Origin of the sequence: Roseiflexus castenholzii DSM 13941 (genome assembly GCF_000017805.1) — a bacterium.
Lineage (GTDB): Bacteria > Chloroflexota > Chloroflexia > Chloroflexales > Roseiflexaceae > Roseiflexus > Roseiflexus castenholzii.
In genome coordinates, this window is sequence record NC_009767.1 from 474054 (window position 1) to 500619 (window position 26566).

Annotated in this window: 18 protein-coding genes; 14 read left to right on the top strand and 4 right to left on the bottom strand. The window is 61.5% G+C overall.

All coding sequences use genetic code 11. From position 1 onward, the window contains the following. Positions 1-532: 532 nt before the first annotated feature. The 8 genes from RCAS_RS01955 (at position 533) to RCAS_RS01990 (ending at position 10241) form a co-directional block, all read left to right on the top strand. The gene (locus tag RCAS_RS01955; RefSeq protein WP_011997914.1) at positions 533-2170 is read left to right on the top strand and encodes a protein kinase domain-containing protein; all 1638 of its coding nucleotides are present in this window, start codon (positions 533-535) and stop codon (positions 2168-2170) included. A gap of 158 nt (positions 2171-2328) precedes the next feature. After that, entirely contained in the window at positions 2329-3576 is a 1248-nt protein-coding gene (gene fabF / locus RCAS_RS01960) for a beta-ketoacyl-ACP synthase II (protein WP_011997915.1), read from the top strand. Continuing rightward, positions 3560-4264: a ribonuclease III gene (gene rnc, locus RCAS_RS01965; RefSeq protein WP_011997916.1), complete on the top strand. Its 705-nt coding sequence runs from the start codon at positions 3560-3562 to the stop codon at positions 4262-4264. Before fabF ends, rnc begins: the two co-directional genes overlap by 17 nt. Positions 4265-4347: 83 nt before the next feature. After that, positions 4348-5193: an SDR family oxidoreductase gene (locus tag RCAS_RS01970; RefSeq protein ID WP_011997917.1), complete on the top strand. Its 846-nt coding sequence runs from the start codon at positions 4348-4350 to the stop codon at positions 5191-5193. Positions 5194-5322: 129 nt separating this feature from the next. Beyond that, entirely contained in the window at positions 5323-5988 is a 666-nt protein-coding gene (locus RCAS_RS01975; protein ID WP_011997918.1) for a HEAT repeat domain-containing protein, read from the top strand. A gap of 305 nt (positions 5989-6293) precedes the next feature. Then, positions 6294-8150 (top strand): peptide ABC transporter substrate-binding protein, encoded by a 1857-nt coding sequence (locus RCAS_RS01980; protein ID WP_011997919.1) that lies wholly within the window; start codon positions 6294-6296, stop codon positions 8148-8150. A 75-nt stretch (positions 8151-8225) separates the two neighbouring features. After that, positions 8226-9185, top strand: coding sequence for an ABC transporter permease (locus tag RCAS_RS01985; protein WP_011997920.1), 960 nt, complete (start codon positions 8226-8228; stop codon positions 9183-9185). 24 nt (positions 9186-9209) lie between these two features. Further along, entirely contained in the window at positions 9210-10241 is a 1032-nt protein-coding gene (locus RCAS_RS01990; protein ID WP_011997921.1) for an ABC transporter permease, read from the top strand. 39 nt (positions 10242-10280) lie between these two features. Here the strand turns inward: RCAS_RS01990 and RCAS_RS01995 are convergent, their stop codons facing one another. Continuing rightward, positions 10281-12593, bottom strand: a complete 2313-nt coding sequence (locus tag RCAS_RS01995; RefSeq protein ID WP_157042507.1) for a serine/threonine protein kinase — start codon at positions 12591-12593, stop codon at positions 10281-10283. 411 nt (positions 12594-13004) lie between these two features. Between RCAS_RS01995 and RCAS_RS02005 the strand changes: the two genes are divergently transcribed. From RCAS_RS02005 to RCAS_RS02015, 3 genes are all read left to right on the top strand, one after another. Then, a complete protein-coding gene (locus RCAS_RS02005) occupies positions 13005-13763 on the top strand; it encodes an NUDIX hydrolase (RefSeq protein WP_011997923.1) in 759 nt (252 codons plus the stop codon). Positions 13764-13872: 109 nt separating this feature from the next. Further along, positions 13873-14589, top strand: coding sequence for a cysteine hydrolase family protein (locus tag RCAS_RS02010; protein ID WP_011997924.1), 717 nt, complete (start codon positions 13873-13875; stop codon positions 14587-14589). A gap of 206 nt (positions 14590-14795) precedes the next feature. Further along, positions 14796-17075, top strand: coding sequence for an ATP-dependent helicase (locus RCAS_RS02015; RefSeq protein WP_011997925.1), 2280 nt, complete (start codon positions 14796-14798; stop codon positions 17073-17075). 5 nt (positions 17076-17080) lie between these two features. Here the strand turns inward: RCAS_RS02015 and RCAS_RS02020 are convergent, their stop codons facing one another. Both RCAS_RS02020 and RCAS_RS02025 read right to left on the bottom strand, forming a co-directional pair. Further along, positions 17081-18658: a PucR family transcriptional regulator gene (locus RCAS_RS02020; RefSeq protein WP_011997926.1), complete on the bottom strand. Its 1578-nt coding sequence runs from the start codon at positions 18656-18658 to the stop codon at positions 17081-17083. Positions 18659-18725: 67 nt separating this feature from the next. Beyond that, positions 18726-20093 (bottom strand): PQQ-dependent sugar dehydrogenase, encoded by a 1368-nt coding sequence (locus RCAS_RS02025; protein WP_011997927.1) that lies wholly within the window; start codon positions 20091-20093, stop codon positions 18726-18728. A gap of 348 nt (positions 20094-20441) precedes the next feature. Between RCAS_RS02025 and RCAS_RS02030 the strand changes: the two genes are divergently transcribed. Together RCAS_RS02030 and RCAS_RS02035 are read left to right on the top strand one after the other, a co-directional pair. Next, complete coding sequence (locus RCAS_RS02030; protein WP_232280129.1) at positions 20442-21383, top strand: polyprenyl synthetase family protein; 942 nt, start codon at positions 20442-20444, stop codon at positions 21381-21383. A 22-nt stretch (positions 21384-21405) separates the two neighbouring features. Continuing rightward, the gene (locus tag RCAS_RS02035; RefSeq protein ID WP_011997929.1) at positions 21406-23613 is read left to right on the top strand and encodes an alpha-amylase family glycosyl hydrolase; all 2208 of its coding nucleotides are present in this window, start codon (positions 21406-21408) and stop codon (positions 23611-23613) included. 636 nt (positions 23614-24249) lie between these two features. Here the strand turns inward: RCAS_RS02035 and RCAS_RS02045 are convergent. Further along, entirely contained in the window at positions 24250-25536 is a 1287-nt protein-coding gene (locus RCAS_RS02045; RefSeq protein ID WP_011997930.1) for an NAD(P)/FAD-dependent oxidoreductase, read from the bottom strand. A 219-nt stretch (positions 25537-25755) separates the two neighbouring features. On the opposite strand from RCAS_RS02045, the gene RCAS_RS02050 reads away from it, so the two are divergent. Further along, positions 25756-26514 carry a sugar phosphate isomerase/epimerase family protein gene (locus RCAS_RS02050; protein WP_011997931.1) on the top strand — a complete coding sequence of 253 codons (759 nt, stop codon included), beginning with the start codon at positions 25756-25758 and terminating at the stop codon, positions 26512-26514. Positions 26515-26566 lie beyond the last annotated feature (52 nt).

Here is a 26566-nt window from a genome sequence, read left to right on the forward strand (position 1 = left end):
CACCGCTCACCGCTCCACAAATGCGAGAGAAATCTCGCGCGACGCCATGGTCGGGTCCCGCGCGCCTCGCGCCTCGCGCCTCACGCCTCACGCCCTTCACCGCTCCACAAATGCGAGAGAAATCTCGCGCGACGCCATGGTCGGGTCCCGCGCGCCTCGCGCCTCGCGCCTCGCGCCTCACGCCCTTCACGCTCCACAAATGCGAGATAAATCTCGCGCGACGCCATGGTCGGGTCCCGCGCGCCTCGCGCCTCGCGCCTCGCGCCTCACGCCCTTCACGCTCCATAAATGCGAGATAAATCTCGCGCGACGCCATGGTCGGGTCCCGCGCGCCTCGCGCCTCACGCCTCGCGCCTCGCGCCTCGCGCCTCGCGTCTCGCGCCCTTCACCGCTCCACAAATGCGAGATAAATCTCGCGCGACGCCATGGTCGGGTCCCGCGCGCCTCGCGCCTCGCGCCTCGCGCCTCGCGCCATATTTACTTTTTATACGGTTTCATGGTAGCATGGAGCGGTATCGCACGAGAGCCGCTTATGCTCAAACGATGGTTTCAGCGTCGCCGACGTCTCAGTGACGCACAACTCGGGCGCGAATACAGGGTCGATGATGTCATCGAACAGCGCTACGAGGTGCAACAGGTGCGCCGCGGGTATATGGGGGTCGTCTACATTGCTTACGACCGTCAGCGCCGTCGGCGTGTTGTTCTCAAGACGTATCAGACGAAATACATCTGGGACGAAGCAGCCATCCGGCGCTTCAATGCTGAAGCCGAGCTTTGGATTCGTCTTGGCAGCCACCCCAATATTGTTTGCGCCTACGATATCCACACCTACATGGGGCGCCCCCATGTCGTTGCCGAGTATGTCCATGGCGGTCCGCTCCGCGCTCTGGTTGGACGCATTTCACCCCAGGAAGCGGTTGATTACGGCATTCAGATTTGTCGCGGCATGCAACACGCGGTTGAACGATTGAACCTGGTGCATCGCGATCTTAAGCCGGACAATATCATGATCTCGTTCGATGGGCGCGCTAAAGTGACCGATTTTGGCTTATCGAAGGTGCTTCGTCCCTGGCAAACATTGTTTGATGCTGAACCTGTCGAAATGCAAAGCCGCGCCTCTGTGCGCGCCGCGTTTTCGACTTCCGGGTTGGGGGGAACGCTGCCCTACATGGCGCCTGAATTGTTCAATGGCGCGGCTGCCAGTGTCTGGAGCGACATCTATGCGTTCGGTGTCACCCTCTACGAACTTTTCGTCGGTCGCCTGCCGTTTGATGCGCAGCGTGACGATACCCTGATCCGGTTGATTCGCAGAGCGCCGCCGCCCGATCCACGCCTCCTCGCGCCCAATACGCCGCCCGATGCTGCGGCGATTGTGATGCGGTGCCTGGCAAAACGACCTGTTGAGCGGTTTCAATCGTTCGCTGAACTTGAAACGGCGCTGCAACAGGTTCGTGAAGCGCTCGTCGGGTCTCCCTTCCCACGCGAGTCGGCATTCGATGATCGCGATGAAGCCGAGCATTGGAAGGAGCGCGGACTGGCACATATGAATATGGGTGAGTACAAGGAAGCGATCCGTTGCTTCAAGCGCACGGTGGAACTCGATCAAGATCAACCTGACGGCTGGAACCTGATTGCGCGCTGTTCCCTTCAACTCTGGCTCTATCACGAGGCGTTGCAGGCGGTCGATGAGGGATTGCGGCGCGCGGTGAGTCGCACAGAATTTGCGCATCTGTATGGCGCGCGCGGCGATATTTTTGCCACGATGCAGAAGCCGGTCGATGCTCTGGCAGCATTCGATAAGGCGCTTTCATATACTCCCACTGCGCCTGCGCTGTGGCGGAGCAAGGGGGTGTTACTCCAACGTCTTGGGGAGATGGCACAGGCTCAGGAATACCTGGAGAAAGCCATACAACTCGACCCATCCGATGCCGTCGCCCGTCGCCTTCTTGGCGATGTGCTCTGTGCCAGTGGACGACACAAATCTGCTGCCAATTCCTATGCCGAAGCGCTGAAACTCGACCCTCGCTCGGTGGACGGATGGGTTCGGTATGGGAACTGTTTGTTACACCTGGCGCGGTTGGAAGAGGCAAAGCATGCCTTCGAAAAGGCGCTTCAGATCGATCCCGAAAGCAGTGAAGCACGTGCCGGTTTGCAGCGAGTCAAAAAGTAAGAACATTTTGATATTCCATGTCAGGTTTCTGTTATAATCACACCAACGACACTTGTCACCAACCTGGCGTGTCGCGCCGTCGGAAGTGAACGAATGATGTGTTGTGCTTCCAGACGCGCTTTCTGACGTTCGCCTCGCAACCAAGGAGATGCCAGCCGATGTCACGGCGTGTTGTTGTTACCGGAATGGGCGCGGTCAGTCCGTTGGGGCTTGATGTTCCATCGCTCTGGCAGGGCATCCGCGAAGCGCGGAGCGGTATCGGGCCGATTACCCTGTGCGACGCCTCGAATCTTGAGTCGCGCATCGCTGGTGAGGTGCGCGGCTTCGATCCGCTCAACTACATGGACCGCAAAGAGGTTCGTCGCAACGACCGATTCATCCATCTGGCAATTGCTGCTGCCACCGAGGCATTGCGCACGGCTGAGTTGACTGCGACACCGGACAATGCCGACGCAATTGGGGTGATCATCGGCAGCGGGATTGGCGGGATTACAACCCTTGCGGAAGGGGTGATCACCCTTCAGGAGCGCGGTCCCTCGCGGATCAGCCCGTTTCTTGTGCCAGCCATGATTACGAACATGGCGTCCGGTCAGGTGTCGATGCTGTTTGGTCTGAAAGGACCGAACTATTGCCCGACGTCCGCCTGCGCCAGCGGAGCGCATGCAATCGGAGAGGCGGCGGAAATCATCCGACGGGGATGGGCGTCGGCAGTGGTGGCGGGTGGCAGCGAGGCGCCGATCACGCCGATTGGGATAGCGTCGTTTGCCAGTGCCAAAGCCATTTCGACCCGCAACGATGATCCGGCTGGAGCGTCACGCCCGTTCGATGCAGAGCGCGATGGGTTTGTGCTGGCAGAGGGGGGCGCCATACTGGTTCTGGAAGACCTGGAATTTGCCCGCGCGCGCGGGGCTCGCATTCTGGCAGAGATCGTCGGTTATGGTCTCTCGGCGGACGCTTACCATATTACGCAGCCGGCTCCCGGCGGCGAAGGTGCGCTGCGCTCGATGCGCGCCGCGTTGAAGCACGCCGGACTTTCGCCCGATGATATCGATTATATCAATGCGCACGGCACCAGCACCCCGGCCGGCGACATCGCCGAAACCGAGGCGATCAAACGTTTGCTCGGCGAACGCGCGTATCGCGTGCCGGTCAGTTCGAGCAAATCACAGTTTGGTCACCTGCTCGGCGCCGCCGGGGCAATCGAGGCGATTGTCAGTATTCTTGCGATTCAAGAAAACCTTCTCCCGCCGACGATCAACTACACCACGCCTGATCCGCAGTGCGATCTTGATTATGTTCCCAACGCGGCGCGTCCGGCGCGCGTCGATACGGTGTTGAGCAACTCGTTCGGCTTTGGCGGTCATAATGTGTCGCTGATCTTCCGACGCTATGAAGAAGCCGCTTGATGAACTTTGTGCGCGTCTTGACGTAACGTTTTCCGATCAGCGTCTGCTCTGGCAAGCGCTGACGCATCGCTCGTTTCTCAATGAGCGTGTCGATGAGCGCCTCTCGCTGTTCAGCAACGAGCGCCTGGAGTTTCTGGGAGATGCGATTGTCAATTTTCTGGCGACGACGCTGGTGTTCGAGCGTTTTCCCGATGCTGGCGAAGGGTATCTGACTGCCTGGCGCGCGGCGCTGATACGAACGGAGACGCTCGCCAGTTTTGCGCGGCGGTACGACCTTGGCTCCCATACGCTGCTGGCGCGTGGCGAAGAGTCGAGTGGCGCCCGGCAACGACCATCGCTGCTGGCGGATACGTTTGAGGCGGTAGTTGCGGCAATCTTCATCGATCAGGGTCTTGATGCAGTGCGAAAGTTTCTCCTGCCGCTCTTCGAGGAAACGCTGGCGACGTTGCAGGAACAGGGGCTGCCGGTGGACTATAAGAGCAAACTGCAAGCGCGTATTCAGGCAGAACGGGGGATCACGCCGCGCTATCGGATGATCGAGCGAAGCGGTCCGGAGCATCAACCGGAGTTTACATTCGAAGCACTGGCAGGCGATGAGTCACTCGGAACAGGACGCGGTGCGAGTAAACAGGCGGCAGAACAGGACGCGGCGCGAGACGCGCTCGACAGGTTGGGGGGGAGGGATTAGGGATGACGAGAACCGAGAGGTGATAGCGCAGAGTTGAGTCCGTGCCAATCCGTCTTAATCCGTCCGAATCCGTGTTAAGTGCCATGCTCACAGGTCGTACAATCCTGATCACTGGCGGCAGCGGGTTCCTGGGATCGGCGTTGGTGAACACGGCGCGCGCGCAAGGATGGAATGTCGTTGCGACGTATCATTCGCATCAGCCACGAATATCAGGAGTTCGTTGGGAAATGCTCGATCTGCGCAACGGAGCGGCAACCAGGACGTTGATCGAGCAGATTGCGCCGGATGTCGTCATTCATACGGCGTATCGTCAGGAAGGACCGGATATGATGGCGATTACGGCAGGCGGAGCAGGCGCGGTCGCACAGGGAGCGGTTATGGTCCGGGCGCGCCTGATCCATCTTTCGAGCGATGTGGTGTTCGATGGCGAACGAAGTGGCAGATATACTGAGGCGGATGCGCCGCAACCGGTGACGGCGTATGGCGCTGCCAAGGCGGACGCGGAACGTCTGGTCGCCGATACGCATCCTGCCGCTTTGATCGTTCGCACGTCGCTGATCTATGGCGGACCAAAGTGTCCCGGAAGGCATGAACAGTTTGTTCTCGATGTGATCGACGGGCGTGCAGAGGCGATCTTCTTCACTGATGAATGGCGCTGCCCGATAGAGGTTGGCGATCTGGCGGCGGCACTGCTGGAACTTGCCGTGTTGGATCGCAGCGGCATCCTGCACGTTGCCGGTCCCGATGTGGTCAGTCGCTATGAATTCGCCTGCCTGGTGGCACATGCACTCGGACGCGACCCAATGCATGTTCGTGGCGGACCAAGCCCGAAGGATTTGCGCCGTCCGCGCAACTGCGCGCTGGATTGCCGTCTTGCGCAGAGCATCCTGACGGTACGGATCCGTGGGGCGCGAGAGGTGTTGGGTTAAGCACGGTTCGTTGCAGTCTGCACCGGGAATGATCGGGAACGGTGAAGCACACACGACGGTGATGCACTTGCGGGAGACGACGCGCCTCCGCATTCGTCCTTCGGACCTCCCGGAAAGAGAGGCAACACGATGAAACGAACGCCCGACTCGATCCGCCAGTTGGTGAAGGAATTGCAGGATGGCGATGAGTTCAGCCGCGCACAGGCGTCGTTCGCGTTGGGAATGCTCGGTGAAGCGGCGGTTGCGCCGCTGATCGATCTGTTGCGTCACGATGACCGCGAGGTGCGTATGCGCGCTGCGTGGGCGTTGGGGGTCATCGGTCAACCGGCGTTGCCTGCATTGCTTGAGTTGGCTGAAAGTCACGATTCAACCGTGCGGATCGAAGCCATTCGCATTCTGGGGGTCATTGGCGAAGGGCGCTCACTCAACGCCCTGTTTCACGCCCTGACCGACCCGGACCCGCGCGTTGCGCAACGCGCGGCGATCGCACTGGGGCGCATCGGCGATACGCGCGCTTTCCATCCGCTGCTCATCGCACTGCACCATCCTGCTCCCGATGTGCGCTTTGCTGCGTGCAACGCGCTGGCGCACATGAATGTCGCTGAAGCGATCCCCGCTCTGCACGAGCGCGCAGAGGAAGATACGGGCTTCACTTCCTGGGGAGCGTCGGTGGCCGACGCGGCGCGACGCGCTATTCAGGAGATCGAGGCGTCCAATCCGCACGTCTCGACGGATCAGTTTGCGCGGGTGCGTGATCTGCTGCGGTCTCAGCCCGACGCTCAGGCGCGGGGTTGAGCATCGTCTGGTTGCTGTCGGTGTCTGCCTGCGCCTTCCAGCACTATGCAACGCACGGACGTTGACGTTCCTTAACCTTCATGGTATGATACGATAACTCTTGTTATCCACCCTTTACGCCCGTGTAATGGATGCAGCAACGTTTCCTGCGAGTTTGTGCAGAGCGTGCGCGCTTTGCGCCAGTATTGCCGTATACGCGGGTGTGAAGCGCTGATCGTGCAGGAGGTGATGCGCGCGCTACTACTCGATGGTTTGCTTTCTGGGTTGTTGACAGACTCCTCTGTAGTGAAAGGACTGACACCACTATGCGTTCGATGCGTGACGTATGGCGGCGAAGCGGCGCGCTGGCGCTGCTTCTTATCCTGATCATCCCGGTCCTGGCGGCGTGTGGCGGTCAGCAACCGGCAGCGCAACCGACGGCAGCGCCAGCGCAACCGACGGCAGCGCCAGCGCAACCGACGGCAGCGCCAGCGCAACCGACGGCAGCGCCAGCGCAACCGACGGCAGCGCCGACGGCGCCACCTGCCGCACAGCGGGGCGGGCGCCTGAAAATCCTCTACTGGCAGGCGGTGACGACCCTCAACCCGCACCTGGCGACCGGTACGAAGGACTTTGATGGCGCGACCGTTATCCTCGAACCGCTGGCGCGTTACAACGAAAAAGATGAACTGGTGCCCTTCCTGGCGGCTGAGATTCCCACCATCGAGAATGGCGGCGTCGCTCCGGATGGAACCAGCGTGACCTGGAAACTCAAACCAGGGCTCAAGTGGTCGGATGGGAGCGATTTCACAGTCGACGATATCATCTTTACCTGGCAGTACTGTGCTGATCCGGCGACGGCCTGCACGACGAAGGCGGTCTTCGATCCGATCGCCAATGTCGAGAAGGTCGATGATACGACGGTCAAGATCACCTGGAAAGAGCCTACTGCCTACCCCTACATCGCCTTCGTCGGTCCGAATGGCATGATCCTCCAGAAGAAGCAGTTCGAGAAGTGCATCGGCGCGGCAGCCAGCACCGATGCGGCATGCCAGGCGGCGAATCTGGCGCCGATCGGTACGAATGCATGGAAGCTGAAGGAGTTCAAGCCGGGCGATGTGGTGATCTATGAGCGTAACCCCTTCTTCCGCGATGCCGACAACGTCTTCTTCGACGAGGTCGAGATCAAGGGCGGCGGTGATGCTGCCTCAGCCGCGCGCGCCGTCTGTGAGACGGAAGAGGTGGATTTTGCGTGGAACTTGCAGATTCCGAAGGCGGTGCTCGAGCCGATCCTTGCGAGCGGTAAGTGCGACCCGCTGGCCGGCGGTTCGTTCGGTGTCGAGCGTATTGTCGTCAACTTCGCCAACCCCGATCCGGCTCTCGGCGATAAGCGCAGTGAACCGGATCAACCGCATCCGTTCCTGACCGATCCTGCCGTGCGCAAGGCGATCTCGCTGGCGATTGACCGCAAGGCGATTGCTGAGCAGTTGTACGGACCGACCGGCAAGCCGACCTGCAATGTGCTGGTCGTGCCTGCATCGGTTAACTCACCGAACCTGACGTGTGAGCGCGATGTCGAAGCGGCGAAGAAGTTACTCGAGGATGCGGGCTGGAAGTTGAACGGCTCGGTGCGCGAGAAGGAAATCGGCGGGAAACCGGTCCGGCTTGTCGTCAGTTTCCAGACCTCAATCAACCCGCTGCGCCAGAGCACGCAGGCGATCATCAAGTCGAACCTGGCGGAGATCGGCATTCAGGTGAACGTCAAAGCCATCGATGCCAGTGTCTTTTTCGGCGGTGATGAGGGCAACCCGGATACGCTGAACAAGTTCTACGCCGACCTCCAGATGTATACGAACGGTCCGAGCAGCGCCGATCCGCAGCAATACCTCCAGGGGTGGCTCTGCTCCGAGCGCGCGTCGGCGGCGAACCGGTGGAATGGCAACAACGACGGACGTTATTGCAACCCGGAGTATGACGCCCTCTTCGAGCAGTTGAAGAAGGAACTTGATCCGAAGCAGCGCGCCGAACTGGCGATCAAGATGAACGATCTGCTGGTGACCGATGGCGCCATCATTCCGCTTATCAACCGCCAGACGCCGAATGCGAAGGTGAAGGCGCTCAAAGGTCCGACCTTCAATACGTTCGACTCGAGCATCTGGAATATCGCCTCCTGGAGCAAGTAAGCGACCGGTCGATGCGGGGGACGGGGAAACGCCTGTCCCCTGCATTGTTATACTCAGTTCGGCAAAGGGTGTAATATGGCGCAGTACATCGCGCGACGAGTCTTGATTGCGATTCCAACGCTGTTGATTATCAGTTTTGTGATTTTTGCGATTCTGGCGCTGGCGCCGGGCGATCCGCTGGCACAGTTTGCGCTCAACCCGGCAATCCCGGAGTCGACCCGCGAGTTGATCCGCATTCAGTTTGGGCTTGATCAACCCTGGTATGTGCGCTATGTCAAATGGCTGACGGCGCTGTCGCGCGGCGATTGGGGATTCTCGTTCGGCACGCGCGGTCCGGTGATCGATCTGATCTGGCAACGTCTGCCGCAGACCTTGATAGTGGTTGGAACGGCGTACCTCATTGCGGTGCTGCTCGCCATTCCGATCGGCGTTATTTCGGCGGTGAAGCAGTATTCTGTGTTTGATCAAGTGGCGACCTTTCTTGCGTTCATCGGCTTCTCCGTGCCGTCGTTCTTTACCGGTCTGGCATTAATGCTGGTGTTTGCCATTAATCTGAAGTGGTTTCCGATTGTGTACAACTCGACGCTCAATCTGGCCGGTTGGGAGGGGCTTGTCGAACAGGCGCGTCAGATGGCGCTGCCGGTCACCGTGCTTGTGGTGCAGCAAACGGCTGCGCTGACCCGTTTTATGCGCTCGTCGATGCTCGATAATCTGCCGCTCGATTATGTGCGCACTGCGCGCGCCAAAGGATTGGCGGATCGGATGGTGATCATCCGCCACGTGTTGCGCAACAGTATGATTCCGGTAGTGACATTGATTGCGCTCGGTATTCCAACGATTTTCGCGGGTGCGATTATTACCGAGAACCTGTTCCGGGTCAACGGCATTGGTCAGTTGTTGATCACCTCGATTCAAAATTCCGATACGCCGGTTGTAATGGCGATTACATTCATTTTTGCCTGTCTCACGGTCCTGTTTAATCTGATTGCCGATGTGCTCTACGGCGTGCTCGATCCTCGCGTGCGGTACAGTTAGTTCATCACGACAAATGAGGCGTAGATGTCCGAAGCAGACCAGACAATGACCCCATCCGTATCTGATGCCGCTGCAACGATCCGCCAGTTGCAACTTGGCGTGTCGTCGAAGCCGCGCACGCTGCTGGGAGACGCCTGGCGCCGGTTCCGCCGCCACACGCTGGCAATGATCGGGGTCGGCGTTCTCGTGTTTATGACGCTGGCTGTGACTGTCGGCGCCTGGTGGTATGAACGCTACCTGGTGGAGCAGTTGGCGCAGTCGGGCATGCCGGTGACGGCGGAGAACCCCGATATTCGCGTTTTGATCGATCATCTCGATTTTCTGGCGTTGCTGTCGCCGCCGACGCATGTGCATCCCTTTGGCACCGACGACCTGGGGCGCGATCTGCTGGCGCGCTGCATCTATGGCGGGCGTGTGTCGCTGGCAGTCGGTTTTGTGGCGATGCTGATCGCCATTTCGCTCGGAACGATCATTGGCGCTGCGGCGGGCTTCTTTGGCGGACTGGTCGATCAGGCGTTGATGCGGCTGACCGATCTGTTTCTGTCGCTGCCCTCCGTGCCGCTGATTCTGTTGACGGTCTATCTATTCCGCGATCCGGTGATTCAGGCAATGGGGTCGCCGGAGGCGGGTATCTTTGTGATCGTGGTGACGGTGATCGGTGCGCTGGCGTGGATGCAGACGGCGCGCGTGGTGCGCGCAACGTTTCTTTCGCTCAAGGAAAAGGAGTTTGTTGAGGCGGCGCGCTGCCTGGGCATCAGCCAAACGGCAATTATGTTCCGCCATATCCTGCCGAATGCTATCAGCCCGATTATCGTCGCTGCCACATTGGAAATCGGCAGCGCAATCATCGCCGAGTCGACCCTCTCCTTCCTCGGTGTCGGATTTCCACCCGACACGCCGACGTGGGGACGCCTGGTGACCGATGGGAGTCAGTATCTCCAGGCGGCGCCCTGGCTGGCGCTCATTCCGGGTGCGCTGATCTTCCTAACGGTGCTAAGTATCAACTTCATGGGTGATGGGTTGCGCGACGCGCTCGATCCGAGGTCGAGGCTTTAGTCAGGGGTCAGTGATAGCGTTCAGGATCGTCGTATAACCCTATGGCGCCCTGGCGCGAAAATTGTCCACGATCACCGTGGCCGGCTCGGTCAGCCCGCTGAACGATGAGGCGCACACGCCTGCCTGCCCGCCAGGAAAGGGACTCGGCGGAAGTGTCGCCACGTGCTTGCTGTTGATCCAAAGTTGGATTTCGCTGGGGGTGCGCACAACCCAGAGGACGTTTGTGCCAACGCCATCGACGATGATTTCGTCTGGAATGAGACCGGTACTGCCTTCTGTGATGAACTGTCCATCGACCACGGTGCTGAACAACCAGCGTTTATCGCTCGTCACCTCGAAGAACAGCCCACTGTTCGCGTCGGGTTGCACATCGAAGGCAATGCCGACCGATGCCGGCGCACCGACGGTCTGAAACGCGACACTTAACTCAATGTTGTACGTATTTCCCAGATCGCGACTCCACGTGTACCATGTTGTGAGGTCTGGCGTTTTGACCGTCAGGTAGTAGAGATTGTCGCGCAGCGCCGCCCGACGCCGCTCATTGTCCACCTGGGTCCAGATTGCTTTCGTGCGCTCGCCTCGATCAAAGGTTTCGAACAGAAGTTGGCGTAGTCCGCGTGTCTGCGCCTGGTAATCCGCCAGCGAGAGCGCACCAGGCTGCGGAATGAGCGACTGCGGCGCAGGCGTTGCAGTCGGCACGGCGGCAGTTTGGGTGGCGGCAGCGATAGCGGCTGCCGTCTGCTGCGCTGCTACGGCGACCGTCTGGCGGGCCATGGCGGTCGCTGTCTGTTGCTCTGACGATTGTCCCGCCTGTGCTGTCGTCGTCTGCCCTTCGGCGCGCGCCGTGCCGGTTGCTCGTTGCGCTATGGCGATGGCGGTCGCGGTCGCATTCTGCCGCGCCTCGGCAGTTGCAGCGCTCCCACCGGTTGCTGGTGTCCGCGTTGCCTGCGGCGCCGGCGAGACGCCGGAGACGGCAGTGGCGCTGCCTGGCAGCAACCCTACTGCTCCCAGCGCAAAATACCCGCCACCCACACACGCCAGCAGGAGAACGATTGCAGCGATGATCCCGCCGATCAGCATGCTGCGCTGACGTTGCGCACCACCAACCGGCGCTGCCGGAGGTGCGCCGGCGGGGGGTGGTGCAGGAATTGAGACTGCGGGCGCTTCTGCGGTTGCCTCTACCGATGCTGGCTTGCCGGGAGGTGAGATCGAGGTCGCCGCGTCGGTAGGGGGCGACGTGACGGTTGGTGCGTCGGCAGGCGGCGAGATGAAAGTTGTGGCATCAGCGGGGGGCGAGGTGACGGTCGGGGCATCGGCGGGCGGGGAGTCGACGGTCGGAGCATCGGCAGATGGGAGGGCGGGCGTGGCAGATTTTGACGCGACGCCGGAGACGGCGGCGACAGTAGTGGCGGCAGAGGTAGTGGGGGTGTGGAAGTCGAACGTCGCGGTGGCTGTATCGGGGGGAGACGTTGCAACCGGCAGGGATGGAAGTTTCCCTATAAACGCGCGAATTGCGCTGCGCGGATCGGACGCTGGCAGCGGCGCGCCACACGAGCGGCAGAACCGCGCGCTGGCGCGATTGGGTTTCGAGCAGCGCGGGCAGATCACATCGGGGGCCGCCTCGGTGAGCGCCCGGTGCGCCTCGGCAGCGGAAGCGTACTGCTGCGCCGGGTCGAAGGACAACAACCGTTGGATGACCTGCGCCAGTTCGGGTGAGAGATCGGGACGGACCTGGCGCACCGGACGCAGCGTGTCGTGTTGCACTCTTTCCGCAGGGAGAGGCGGCGCGGCGCCGGTGAGGAGCGTGTAGAGCGTTGCGCCGATGCCGCACAGATCGGCGTGCAGATCACGTCCATCGAAAGGAGCGCCGGATCGTCCGGCGACGTCGGGATTGGTGAGATAGACCTGGCCGGCATCCGTAATCCGAATGTTTGCCGGACGCACATTGCGATGCGCGAGGCGCGCCGGATGACGGTGCATCTGATCGAGTGCATCGAGCACTGGTTGCAAGAGCCGAATCGCCGAATCCGCGTCAAGTTGAGCGTGGGGGGATCGCGCGCGAATGTCTTCCAGACTCAGACCTGGAATATGATCGAAGACGATAAAGCGCCCGAGTGGCGCAGCAAACATATCGACGACGGCAGGGAGCGCCGGGTGTCGCAAGGAGGCCAGCGCCGCAACTTCGCGCGCAAACAGGGTATCGACATCCGGCTCAGTACGGGTGATGGCTTTGACATCAACAGGTTGCTTTGTGCGCTGGTCGCGCGCCAGATAGAAATCACCGGCGGGGCTGCGGTCCAGGAGCCGTTCGATCAGATAGCGATCTTGCAGGATTGTTCCAGGTGTCAGCACATGAAACCTCGTCTGATGCACAGCAGGCGCATTTGCTATCGGCATTTCTGGCCAGCGTCACTCGTATTGTATTGTACGCTTTGGGAAATGATGCGTCAATCAGAGATGTGCAATGCAGTCGTGACTCGTCAAGCCATCGCGTTTCTGGCAGGTGCTGCCCGCGCCCGCGCTGAACGCGCGAAGCCGCGTGCGTTGCGGGGCGGCACAGAGCGCGGAAGCGCCCTTCGTTCATTCAGCCCGACGGTTGCGCGGTGGGCGGGAGCAGGGTTGACCCGCTCGCAACGCAATAACGTCGCCTGATTGCTCGATATGCCTTGACAAATCGCCCGCCTATGGTATATTTATTGTTGTAATGACACTAAACTGGTGGGAGTTTGCGAAAACTGTGCCCCTTGTCATTGAGGTGTGGTGATGACCGACGCAGAAGAAACTGCCGAGACCTACGACCCATCACGCTATGAACGCCCGTCCGTTACCGTCGATGTGGTCATCTTCACGCTGATCGACCGCGAACTCCACGTGCTGCTGGTGCGCCGCAAGCGCTGGCCCTACGAAGGATATTGGGCGATCCCCGGCGGCTTTGTGCAGATGCACGAGTCGCTCGAAGATGCAGCGCGCCGCGAACTCGAAGAGGAAACCGGCGTGCGCGACATTTATATCGAGCAGTTGTACACCTTTGGCGACCCGAACCGCGACCCGCGCACCCGTGTGATCAGCGTCGCCTATTTTGCGCTGGTCCGCGCCGACCGGCAGCGTCTGCGCGTGTCGGAAGAGAGCATCGATGTGCGCTGGTTTCCGGTGCGCGCGGCGCCATCGCCGCTTGCCTTCGACCACGACCGCATCCTGGCGATGGCGCTTGTGCGCCTGCGCTCAAAACTGGAGTACACGACGCTCGCATTCGAGCTGCTGCCAGAGGTCTTTTCAATCCTGGAATTGAAACATATTTACGAACAGATTTTCGGCGAAAAACTGGACAAAGGCAATTTCTATCGTAAAATAAAGGACGCTGGCGTGCTGGAGGAGACCGGTCTGTTGCGCGAAGGGCGCGGTCGTCCGACCCGACTCTACCGTTTCCGCCGTGATCGTGGCGATGGGCAGTTCGTCTTCCGCTGGCGCGAAGCGCGTATTGATGCCGGCGAGTCACACGAACGCGATCTCTCGTCTTCGTAAGTTTTATGTACAGGAACGCGATCTCTCGTCTTCGTAAGTTTCACGATAGAGGCTGCGACGGCTCTCGCGGCGCAGCCGGAAGCAAGTCAATCGCCTGGAGGAGGAAGCAATGCCTGCCCGGATAAACCTCGCTGATCACGCGCGTCCGTTTCTGACCTACCTCGATGAGTGGTTCAGTTCGTTGCAGGATGTGCCACTGGCGGAGGTCGTTGCCGGTGAGCCGGAACGGGTTGCGGTGCTATCGATTGATGTCATCAACGGCTTCTGCAAGAGTGGTCCGCTGGCGAGTGATCGCGTCGGGCGGATTGTGCGCCCGGTCGCCGATCTGTTCGAGCGCGCCTATGCGCTGGGGGTGCGCAACTTTGCGTTGACCCAGGACGCACACGATCCGCAGACGCCAGAATTCGAGGCGTATCCGCCGCACTGCATCGCCGGCAGCGCCGAGAGCGCAGCCGTTGAGGAATTGACATCGCTGCCGTTCTTCGATGAGATTGCTGTTTTCCCGAAGAACTCCATCAGTTCGATGATCGGCACCGGTCTGAGCGCGTGGATCGGTGCGCGCCCGCAGGTGGAGCGTTTTATCGTCGTGGGTGATTGTACCGATCTCTGCACCTATCAGGGGGCGATGCACCTGCGCCTGGAAGCGAATGCCTTCGGCATCCGGCGCCGCGTGATTGTGCCCGCCAATGCGGTCGATACGTTCGATACGCCAGTGTCGGCGGCGCGGGAGCTGCACATCAAAGCGCACGACGGCGACCTGCACCACGTGCTGTTCCTCCATCATATGGCGCTGAACGGTATCGAGGTCGTGCGTGCGCTGGTGTAATACCAATTACCCGTGAACATCCGGCATGGTCACTCCGAGCAGAGCGCGGGGTCGTGCGCGACCCGCTGAGATTCCTCGCTGCGCTCGGAATGACAAGTCGCTGCGCTCGGAATGACAAGTCGCTGCGCTCGGAATGACAAGTCGCTGCGCTCGGAATGACACGCATGCGGCATCTTCAATCGTCATTGGTGTAACGTGAGCAGGTCATGACCGACGCCTCGACAATCCTCGACGGCTTGAACCCGGCGCAGCGCCAGGCAGTGACGGCTGCGCCGGGTCCGGTGCTGGTGCTCGCCGGTCCCGGCAGCGGGAAGACGCGCGTGCTGACCCGCCGCGTAGCGTACCTGATCGGTGTCCACGGCGTCGATCCGCACCATATTCTTGCGGTTACGTTCACGAATAAAGCCGCGCGCGAGATGCGCGACCGCCTTGAGAAGTTGCTTGGTCCTGGCGAAGCGGCGGCGCTGACGGTCGGCACGTTCCATAGCATCTGTGCGCGCTTCCTGCGCCGCGATAGTATCCACCTCGGTCGGGAGCGCGATTTTGCGATCTACGACACGGACGATCAACTGCGGGTGATGAAGCGTGTGCTGCGCGACCTGAACCTGGACGAGAAGAAGCACGCGCCCCGCGCTATCCACGCGGCTATTTCGCGCGCCAAGAATGAATTGATCGACCCTGACGCCTATAGCCGCCACGCGCACTCTTACTTCGAGGAAGTCGTGGCCCGCTGCTTTGCGCGCTATCAAGAACTGCTGCGCGGCGCCAATGCGCTCGACTTCGATGATCTACTGGTCGAAACGGTGCGCCTCTTCGAGGAGCATCCGGCAGTGCTCGAACGTTACCAAGAGCGCTATGGCTTTCTCCTGGCGGACGAGTACCAGGACACAAATCGGGCGCAGTATGTGCTGCTGAAGCAACTGGCATCCCGGCATCACAACATCTTCGTCGTCGGCGACGAGGATCAGTCGGTCTATGCCTTTCGCGGCGCCGATATTCGTAACATTCTGTCGTTCGAGCGCGACTATCCTGAAGCGCAGGTCATTCTGCTGGAGCAGAATTACCGCAGCACACAGGCGATCCTCGATGTGGCACAGGCGGTCATCAACCGCAGCGCGCAGCGCCGCCGCGACAAGCGCCTCTGGACGCGCAACGGCGAAGGTGTGCTGGTGCAGGTTATCGAGGGGTATGATCAGGACGAGGAGGCGCAACTGGTTGCTGGCGAGATTGCGCGCCTGATCGCCGGCGGCGCGTATCAGCCCGGTGACATTGCGATCATGTACCGCACGAATGCGCAGTCGCGCGCGATTGAGGAGGCATTGATTGCGCGCCAGGCGCCGTACATCATCGTCGGCGGCACCCGTTTCTACGAGCGCAAGGAAATCAAGGATGCACTTGCGTATCTGCGCCTGGCGCTCAACCCGTTCGACGACATCAGCCTGAGCCGGGTGCTGAACTGGCCCGCGCGCGGCATCGGGCAGCGCACCCAGGAAGACCTGGAACGGCGCGCGGGCGCGGCTGCTGTGCCGCTCTATGTGATGCTGCACACGCTCGCCGCCAATGCCGAAGCCGCCGCCGACCAGACAACATCCCCCGCGCCCGCGCGCACCGGTGAGATGCCGTCACGGGCGCGCAATGCGTTGCTCGGCTTTCTGACACTGATCGATGAGTCTCTTGATCGGCGGCAGACCCTCTCGCTTGGCGCATTGATGGACTGGCTGTTCGAGCGGGTTGGGTTCCGTGAGGCGTTGCGACGCGAGTATGGCGATGAGGAAGGCGATGACCGCTGGAATAACGTGATGGAGTTGCGGAATGTCGCCGAGCAGTATGCCGATCTGCCGCTCGCAAGCCAGTTATCGACGTTCCTTGAAGAAGTTGCGCTGGTTTCCGATATCGATACCCTCCAGGAAGAGCGCAACGCTGTCACCTGTATAACGCTTCATCAGGCGAAAGGGCTGGAGTTCCCCGTCGTTTTCCTGGTGGGTCTCGAAGAGGGGCTGTTGCCCCACGCGCGCTCGGCCGATGACCGCGACGCGCTCGACGAGGAGCGACGGTTGTTCTATGTGGGCGCAACCCGTGCCAAAGAGCGCCTCTACCTGCTCCATGCCTTCCGGCGCGCCACATATGGGCGGACGGAAATCGCTACCCCGTCGCGCTTTTTGCACGACATCCCGCCCGATCTACTGCAACGCGCGCCAAAACGCGGGTATGCCGCTGCACAGATGGTGACCGGTCGCGCGGCAGCGCTGCGCAATCCCCGTCGCAACCAGGCGGCGCCTGTATCACCACATAGCGCTGCCCCCGATGGACCGCGCGCCATCTCCTTCTTTGCCGGGCAGAAGGTGCATCATGCGCAATTTGGCGAAGGGATTGTCGTCAGTTCGAAGTTGGTCGAAGGCGATGAAGAAGTGACGGTCGCCTTCGTCGGCAAAGGGGTCAAACGTCTGCTGGCGAGTTTCGCCAACCTTCAGCACGTCGGGGAGTAAGGCGCTTACGTCACCGGCTCACTGATCGTCTTAAGCACGCGATGCGCTTTGAGCGCCAGCCACAGCGCCAGTCGGTCCTCCGCCACGTCTGGGTCGCGCCCGCTGATCTCCTTGATGCGCGTCAGGCGGTAGAGGAGCGTATTGCGGTGAATGTGCAACGCCTCGGCAGTACGCGCCAGATTGCCGTTGTGGTCAAAGAAGGCTTCGAGCGTCTTCAACAGTTCGCCGTGCTGGTCGCGATCGTAATCGACAAGGGTTGCAAGGGTGGTGCGGTAGAACTCCCACAATTCCGGCGACTCGCGCAGGAGCAGGAGCAACCGATACACGCCGAGGTCGCCAAAGTCGAGCACCCTCCCATTCCCCAGCAGTTCCCGCCCGATGAGCAGCGCCTGTTCCGCTTCGCGCAGCGAGCGCGACCAGTGGGTCAGGGCTGGCGCCTCGCGCCCGATTGCGACCAGCACGCCGGGAATATCGTCGGTCAATCGGGCGTGCAGGAGATCGGCTATCTCGTGAGCGCGACGACCTCGGCTTACCGCTGGAATGTAGCAAAGCACGTCATCGATGCGGCGCATGAGCGGCGCCGCAACGCCGAGCGCACTGAGTGCGGCGCTCAGCGCGCCGGCCAATCGCGCAATCGCGCGATCATCACCGTTCGCCACACCACAGAGCAGGGCAACGTGCGGTTGGCGCAGATCGTACCCCAACTCGCGCCCACGCTGCACCAGGGTCTTATCATCGGCAGCGGCGCCGACCAGCACCGCCTGGACGAAATCGCCGCGCAGGCGCTCCTCGGCTGCCAGCACCGCCTGCTCTTTCGCCAGTTCTAGCGCCAGCGCCGATGCCCCCTGGTGCGCCGCCAGGCGATCCCAGTCATCGAGCGTATCGCCGCAGAGCGCCAGATAGCCAAAGTTGCGCCCGGCAGCATCGCCCGATGCGATCTGCCCGATCTGCTGCACCCAGATCTGCTGCCCCAGATGGGTCGTAGCGCCCGTGCCGCGCGGCTGGAGCGTCTGCAACGCAACCCGCGCCGGACCGCGCGCCCGCAGCGCGCGAACTTCACCGGTTGGGCTGTAGAAAGCCAGGCTGCGTCCTGTGCGCTCGGCAAGCGTATCCAGCAGACCATTGACGCCGGCGCCCGCCAGTGAGCGTTGTGTCAGCACGTGCCCGAGTTGCGCGGCACGACGCTCAATCTGTGCGTCATAATCACTGATCAGGCGCTGCACTTCCCGCTCCACCTCACGGATGTCGCTGGCGTCGGGAAGATGGAGCAGCGGCAGGCGCAACGTTTCGGCTGTCGCGCGCGCCTGATCAGGAATATCGCCCTGTACCGCAATTGCAGCTATCGGTACCTGCGCCAACCGCTCGGCCAGGTTGGCAAGCGTCAGTCGCTCATCGAGCGCGTGCAGCGCACTGGTCGCCACCAGCACGAATTCACCGCCGCGCAGATTCGTGAAGACCGGCGGCGTTGCGCGTGGCGTTGCCACCCAACTCACCTGATGACTCAGACCGGCGCTGCCTGCGGCAACCACGACGCCTTCGGGCAACGCCAGACGCACAACATCCTGAACGGTTACAGGAGGCATGGATCAACCTCGAACCCGTCGTGTGCCAGACTTCGCAGATGATCACTGGCTTAAGATTTCTTCCTGTCTATTCTACAACGATCCGGTACAGGACGCCATTGTTGTACCCCGCGACATACAGTTCGCCCGCTTCGTCTTCTCCAAAGGCGGCTATCTGGATGTTGGATTGCCACAGTTCGGTGCGCTCCCATCCGCTGGCAGACGGGCGCAGCCCCCAGATGCGCCCGCTACAGAAGTCGCCGAACACATAGACCCCCTGCAAGGCGGGGAATGCTGCGCCGCGGTACACGTGCCCGCCGGTCACGGAACATCCCAGGCTGTGCGGGTAGACATCAATGGGGAGATCGAGTGCGCGCCGATCACAGTCGTTACGGCGGAAGCACTCGTTTCCTTCCATGATGTTCCAGCCCAGATTGGCGCCTGCGCTCTTCCCGGCGGGCAGCATATGCACCTCTTCCAACCGGTTCTGCCCGACATCGGCGACGAACAGATCGCCGGTGGCGCGGTCGAACGAGAAACGCCACGGGTTCCGCACGCCGAGAATCCAGACTTCCTGCCTCCCGCCGCTGCCGTCTGCCCAGGGGTTGTCCGGGGGAATGGTGTAGGGAAGCGTGTCAACATTGATACGTAGTATCTTCCCTAAAAGAGTCCAGCGATCCTGTCCGGCGCCGAGCGGATCGCCGGCGCTACCGCCGTCCCCCATGCCCACATACAGCATGCCATCCGGTCCAAAGACGATCAGCCCGCCATTGTGGTTCGCAAACGGTTGTTCGATTGTGAGCGCCACCTCCTCGCTGGAGGGATCGGCGCGGTCGCCCTCGGCGCTGAACCGTGAGACAACGGTATTCCCCTCGGTGTCGGTATAGTTGACGAAGAGCCAGCCGTTCTCGCGGTAGCGGGGGTGGAATGCGACGCTCAGCAGCCCTTGCTCATTGGCGCGCGACCCAACCCGGTCGGTAATGTCCAGGAACGGCTCAGGCAACGCTTGCCCATTGCGCACAATCCTGATGCGTCCGACTTTTTCAACGACGAACAATCGCCCGCTGCCGTCACCCGCATGCGTGATGTGCAGCGGACGGTCAAAGCCATCAACAATCTGCTGGAGCGCAATTTGCGGCATCTGCGACGCCGTCGGCGGTTCCGGCTGCGCAGGCGCCGGCAGGGGTTGCGTGGGGACGCTCGTCGGTGCGGCAGGCTGTGTGGACGCGCTTTCGGGCGTGGCAGGCGGGGGTTGTGTGGGGACGCTCGTCGGCGCGGCAGGCGGCTGTGCCGGTGTGCCGGCAACCGCAGTCGCAACCGGCGCTGCCGGCGCCGGTGTTGTCGCCGAAGTCGGGATCAGGGTTCCAACCGGTCTTTCGTTCGCCGGCGCGCTGTTCAAACGCATACCGCAACCGGTAAGCGCAGCGAGGACAATCAGGATCAGAATGAATCGCATTATCGCTCCTTCTGCCGATCAAGGCGATTGCTTCGAGTCCACGAAGCGTAAGGACGGCTCTCAGACCCGCTCTTACGCTCCGGGTCCGGGATGATCGATGATGCGGCGGCAGAGCCGCTGCGCTGCAACAGAAGCACTGCTCTGCCGAAGGCAAGACACCATGACGCGGCTTGTCTGCGCGGAAGGCGACCGCATACGTCCTGCTATGAGCATTGTACCAGTCTCTCTCGCCGGGCATTCGCTACGAATGTGAGAAACCGCTCAGAGATCGCCCGCTGGTTTGACAGCGTAGTATGTTCAGAGTATGCTTCTGACAAAGGCGCTGGAACCTCCCATATGATGCCGCTAATGCCGCTTCCAGTCCCCGACGAGATCGTCGGAGACCTGGCAAAAGTCGAACAGGTTATTCACGCGCGCATGCAAGGGCGACCGATCGTCGCTCAGACTGCAAGCGCTGCATTGCGCGGCATGGAAAAGCCGTATTTGCGCGCTGCACTGGTTGTGCTTGCAGCCCGTCTCGGTCGCTACGACGCGCGCCGCGTTATTCACGCTGCGGCAGCGGCGGAACTGATCCATTTTGCCACTGCCGTCCACGACAATCTGATCAACGAGGCAGCGCGCCGACGCGGACAACCAATCGGTGATCAGCGTTGGAACGGCGATGTGGCGCTGATGTCGGGCGATTATCTGCTGGCGCTCGCCGCTTCCGAAATGGCGCTCGCGCCCGATGCGCGCATTATCAGTATGTATTCGCGCGTTGTGATGACCTTCTGCGAGGGCCGGTTGGCGCCGGTGACGGCGGTTGCGCCGCTCGATCAGGCGCTGGCGCAGCACGAGTATGTCGTCGAAAGCCGGACTGCCGCGCTCTTCGAGACGGCGGCGCGGGTCGGCGTTGTGTGCGGCGGCAGCGATGATACGCTGTCCAATACGCTGGGACGCTTCGGCAGAGAACTTGGTATGGCAATGCACATTGCCGCCGAAGTGCGCGATTATGAAATTGATGGACCTTATGCGGGACACGACCTGCGCGCGGGCCGGATTACCCTGCCGCTGATCTATGCGGTCGATGCCGGGGGAGGGGCTGATCTGGCAGCGGTCGTCGATCAGCACGCGCCCGACACACACTACCTGACTGCTGCCATCGATCAGGTGCGTCGCCTCGGTGTTCCGCCGGCGCGCGCCAGAATGCGCGATCATGCGCAACGGGCGATGGATGCGCTGGCATTCGTCCCGCCGGGCGACATTCGCAATGCGCTCGGTGCGCTTGCCGACCGGGTCTCCCATATGTAAGGCTCTTGTGAGACGCTTGCCTATGGCTGTATATACCGTGCGCTCCACTCGTCACACGTTGACTGTGACGCTTGCCGAACTCGAGTTGGAGTTTTCCCTCGATGATGGCGGGTTGCGCGCGCTCCGGCGACCGGATGGGCAAGACGTGATTGGGCGTGGTACGCCTCACGCCGGCATCGATGTCTCACTCGCCGACACCGGTTGGTTGACCGAACGCTCGTTTGCGCGTTATCTCAACCATACACTCTTCAACATTCCCGGTGGCGTTGAGATCGTGCTCGTCATTGGTCTTGGACCACTGAAAATCTATGATCGCTACCGGGTGATCGGGTCGCTCATCGCGCGCCGTATCAGCCTTGAGAACACAGGTGAAGACGAACTGGCGCTGTGTGGTGTGCGCCTGGCAATCAGCGGCGCATGCGTCGGTGCGCCGGAGCGCTGTCGCTTTGAAGCTCCTGCAAATGTGGTGCGTCCTCGTATGCCGATTGCGACACTGCGCAGCGATGTTCGCCAGGGCCACTGGTCGGACGCGACGACCCTCGAAACTCCGGCATTCGCCCTTGCGCCGGCCGACGCGCATGGGGTGCTGGCGCTCCATAACGATATGCTTGGCGAAACCCTGGCTTGCTGGTATGCCGACACGTCCCATCCGGCGCGTCCGCGAGTGGAAGGCGATGGCAACTCGGTTACCTTGCTCCACGAGATCCGGCTTGCCGAGCGGTTGCCGATTGAAGTGGCGCTGTCGGTTGGCGTACAGATGCTGCTGTTGGAACGCGCACCCTGGCACGAGGCATTGCCGCGTATTCGCCGGATGATGCCGCAGCGTCGAATTGATGTTTCGCCGCCATCCTGGCTGGCGGACACCGCGATATTCGTGACGCACCCGATGCACTATGGCGATGTTGCCGGCTTGATCGATGCGCTCGATGCCATCCGGCGTCTCGGTTGCGCCACGATTTGCCTTCTGCCGGTGCACGACATTGCTGCACCGCACCGGCATGCGCTGGAATGGTCCCCCATGCGACCGGAGGATCTCTATGCGTTGCGTTCCTTCGCTACTCTGGATGCGTCGATCGGCGGCATCGAGGGGTTGCGCCGTGTTGTCGCCGCTGCTCATGCGCGCAGCATGCAGGTGATGATCGATCTTCCGCTCTCCGGGTGCGCTGCCGACTCGCCGTATGTCTATCATCATCCCGAATGGTTTTGCCTTGACCAGACGGGTCAGTTCATCCGCTTCTCCGGTGAGGTCGATACCCTGTACTTCGACTGGCGCAATGCCGATGTGCGTTCGCTCGCCATCAGCGAAGCGCTGGCGCTGATGGAACAGACTGGCATCGACGGCTTCCGGGTGCTGGTCGCGCGCGACGTGCCGCCGGGGTGGCCCCTCGGTTCGGCGTTCAGCGGCAGCAGCAGTATGGGGGTGACGCGCCTGATTGAGGAATTGTATGCGGCCATCCGTCAACACTATCCTGACGCAGCGCTGATGACCGATCTGGCAGGACCGTTGCTGGCATCCAGCCGCGATCTGCTGATCGATCAGGCTGCACACCATATGTTCACTCAATTGGCAATCGGGCGCCTGAGTGTGCCCGAAATGCAGCACTGGCTCGCTGATGTGCTGGCAATTGGCGATCCCGGAACGCTGCGCGCCTGCTTCACCGAGAGTCATCATTCGTGTGTGAGCAATCCGCTGGCGGAGGTGTTGCGCGGTTCACGCGCTGCCCGCATGATCCTCGCAGGAATGGTAGGGTGCGGGTATGTGCCCATGATCCGCGCCGGTCAGGAACATGATCAGGCAGACCGGGAATTCATTGCGCAGTTGCTCAACGCGCGCACGCGCAGTATTGCGTTGCGGCGCGGAACGGTTGAACCCGACGGCGCGCGCTGCAATGATCCGGCGATCTTCGTGATGCTGCGCCGGCACGAGGAGGAGTGCGTCGTCACACTGCTGAATGCCAGCCCGATGCGTCGTTGGGTGACGCTGGAACTGCCGCGCTCCGATGTGCCAGAAGGCGACTATCTGGTGAGTGACCTGCTCAATGAGCCATTGATCGACGGAGCGCCCGATGTTCTGCTGCAACACGGCGATCTGACGGCGTTCCCTGTGGCGCTGGGTCCGTTCGCGGCGCGCTTCCTGGCGCTGCGTTCCGCACCGGCTCCGGTTTTGCACACGTCTGGTGGTCACATCCAGGAGTCAGGCAACCCATCACCCCACCCGCCTGATGGTTGAAGCCACCGCCTGTGAGTTGGTCTGGACGAGCACGGTTCTGTGTTCAAAAGGTTATACGGCGCATGTGAAGCGCCGGGCGAGTAGACGTTCCCTCCTTATGCTCATCGGTGTGGGTTTTTGATCGGTGCAGGGACAAAGATCGGGCATGTTCAACGCTCTACCCAGAACGTGCCCATATGCTTCCGACCGCCCCTCTCCTCGCCGCTTGTCACTCATCTCTTGCCCCTCGCCTCATACCAATGACCTGTGACCATCCGGCATGGTCACCCCGAGCAGCGCGAGGGGTCGTGCGCGTCCCGCGCAGATTCCTCGCTGCGCTCGGAATGACCAGTCGCTGCGCTCGGAATGACCAGTCGCTGCGCTCGGAATGACCAGTCGCTGCGCTCGGAATGACCAGTCGCTGCGCTCGGAATGACCAGTCGCTGCGCTCGGAATGACCAGTCGCTGCGCTCGGAATGACCAGTCGCTGCGCTCGGAATGACCAGTCGCTGCGCTCGGAGTGACCAGCATGCGGCATCGTCAATCGTCATTGGTATCACGCCTCTCTGCTGTCTCCCGGAGATTCCATTCTCTTGCATCGACCTGGCGAAACCCTCTGCGGTTGTGTGCTCTTGCGTCCATCCTTGCCAGAACGTGCTAGAAACGGGATGCCTGTCGCTCCTCTATCACTGCCGCTGCGCACTTTTCACCACTGATCATGGCAGCATTCAGGCTGCTGGCTTCGGTAAACTCGCCGGCGAAATACAGCCCCGGTCGTCCGCTGCGATTGTCGGGCAGCAATGGATGGATGCCCGGCGCCTGCGGGAACTGTGCGTAAGCAACGCGGTACACGCGCAATGGTTGATACCCTTCGAGCGCCGCCAGCGCGTCGGCGTCGCCGGCAAACATGCGACGCAGATCGGCGAGCGCGGCGCGGAAGAGATCATCATCGCTCAACGGGCTGGCGCCGAGCACCGTCGCACTGAGCAGATGGCGCCCTGTCGGCGCATACTCCGGCGCGACATTGCTGATCATCTGCGCATTGTTGATCAGCGCATCGGGAGCGGCGTTCAGTGCGATCTTGCGCCCGCGATAAACCGGTTGGCTTCCGCCGAAGTAGAGCGTGATCGTCTGCAATGCGCCCTGTGGCATCGGCAGACTGCTCAAACGCGCCGCTTCGGGGGCGGGAGTCGCCACAACAACCGCGTCGGCAAACAGTTCTTCTCCAGACGCCAACCGCGCGCCGGTCACCCGTCCATTGTTGGTGATGAGTTCGGCAACCGGTGTATGCAGTCGGATCAGACCGCGCTCCAGGAGCGCATCGCCGAGTTGACCGGCAATCGCGCCCATGCCGTGCGCCGGAAGCGCCGCAGCGCCCTCGCTGAGCATCTTGAAGTCGAAGCGAAAGCACTTGGCGCTGGTGCGCAGGCTGCGATCAAGGAAAATCCCGCCGTAGAACGGTCGAAAGAAGTGATTGATCGTCTGCTCGCTGAACCCGGAGCGGCGGAGATACGCCAGCGTTGTTTCGTCGTCGCCCGCCAGCACCTCGTCGATCAACTGACGACGCAGGCGCTGCGCGAGCAGCAACACCCGCAATTTGTCAAGAGGCGGAATAATCGGCGTGAGCGCGGCATCGAGCGCCGCTGCCTGATCGCGGAGCGGATCGGTCAGAACGAAGCGCTTCCCCGCAAGGCAGATGATCGCTCCGGGATCGAAACGCCGCAGGTGCAGCGCGTCGAGATCGAGGTGACGGCGCGCCGCCGGATACGCCTCGAACAACACCTGAAACCCGCGGTCGAACGTGAACCCGTCGGCGTAATCGGAGCGCACACGCCCGCCGATGCCGTCGCTCGCTTCCACAAGAGTGACGCGCACACCGAGTGAATCGAGAATGCGCCCGCAGGTCAGCCCGGCCAGACCCGCGCCGATGATCAGCACGTGCATAGAACATCTTCCTCAGACAGAGTGAGCATTCCTGAAACGTCCGCAGAGAATGGCTCGCCTTTCATTCCTCAATTGCGAGCGTTTGACAAAACGGGACATGAGTGAAAAGATGCCTGGCGTGAGTGAGTCGCCCAACCGTGCACAGTCTGAACGTATCACTGCCGGACATCGGCGTCGCTCACGCATCGCTTCGTATTATAAAGCACAAAGGTATCAACGATGGCTACGAACCCGCTCTCACTCCAGATGTACACCCTGCGCGACCAGGCGGCGACCGATTATGTCGGTACGCTGCGGAAGGTGAAGGAAATCGGATACGGCGCGGTCGAAGTGGCAGGGGTCGGCGGGATGAGCGCTGCTGCGCTGCGCCAGGAACTTGACGCGATAGGGCTGATGGTCTCCGGCGCGCACGTGCCGATCCAGATGCTCGAGAGTCAACTCAACGCAATCATCGCTGATATGCAGACGTTGGGTGCGCCGTATCTGATTTGCCCATGGATGCCGCCAGAGCGCCGCCGGAGCGCCGACGACTACCGCGCTCTGGCGCGCATCCTCAACGGCATCGGCGCTGCCGTCGCCGACGCCGGGTTGACGTTCTGCTACCACCACCACGATTTTGAACTGCACCTCCTCGGCGACACGACCGGGTTGCACCTGTTGCTGCACGAATGCGACCCGCGCGCCGTTGCGTTCGAGATCGACGTGTACTGGTCAGCCTATGCAGGCGTCGATCCGGTGCAATTGATCAACGAATTCGCCGGACGCGCGCCGCTCATTCACCTGAAGGACATGGCGCCCGGCAGCAGAACGTTCGCGGAAGTTGGGCACGGCACGCTGGACATCCCCGCCATCCTGAGCGCCGCGCGCACCGCAGGCGCGCAGTGGTTTGTCGTCGAGCAGGACGTTTGCCAGCGCCCGCCACTCGAGAGTGTGCGGATGAGTTATGAGTACCTGAAGGGGCTGATGAGTGACAAGTGAAGAGTGAGCGGGGATAGGCGGACATTTGTCCGCCTGACACAGTGCAAGCAGG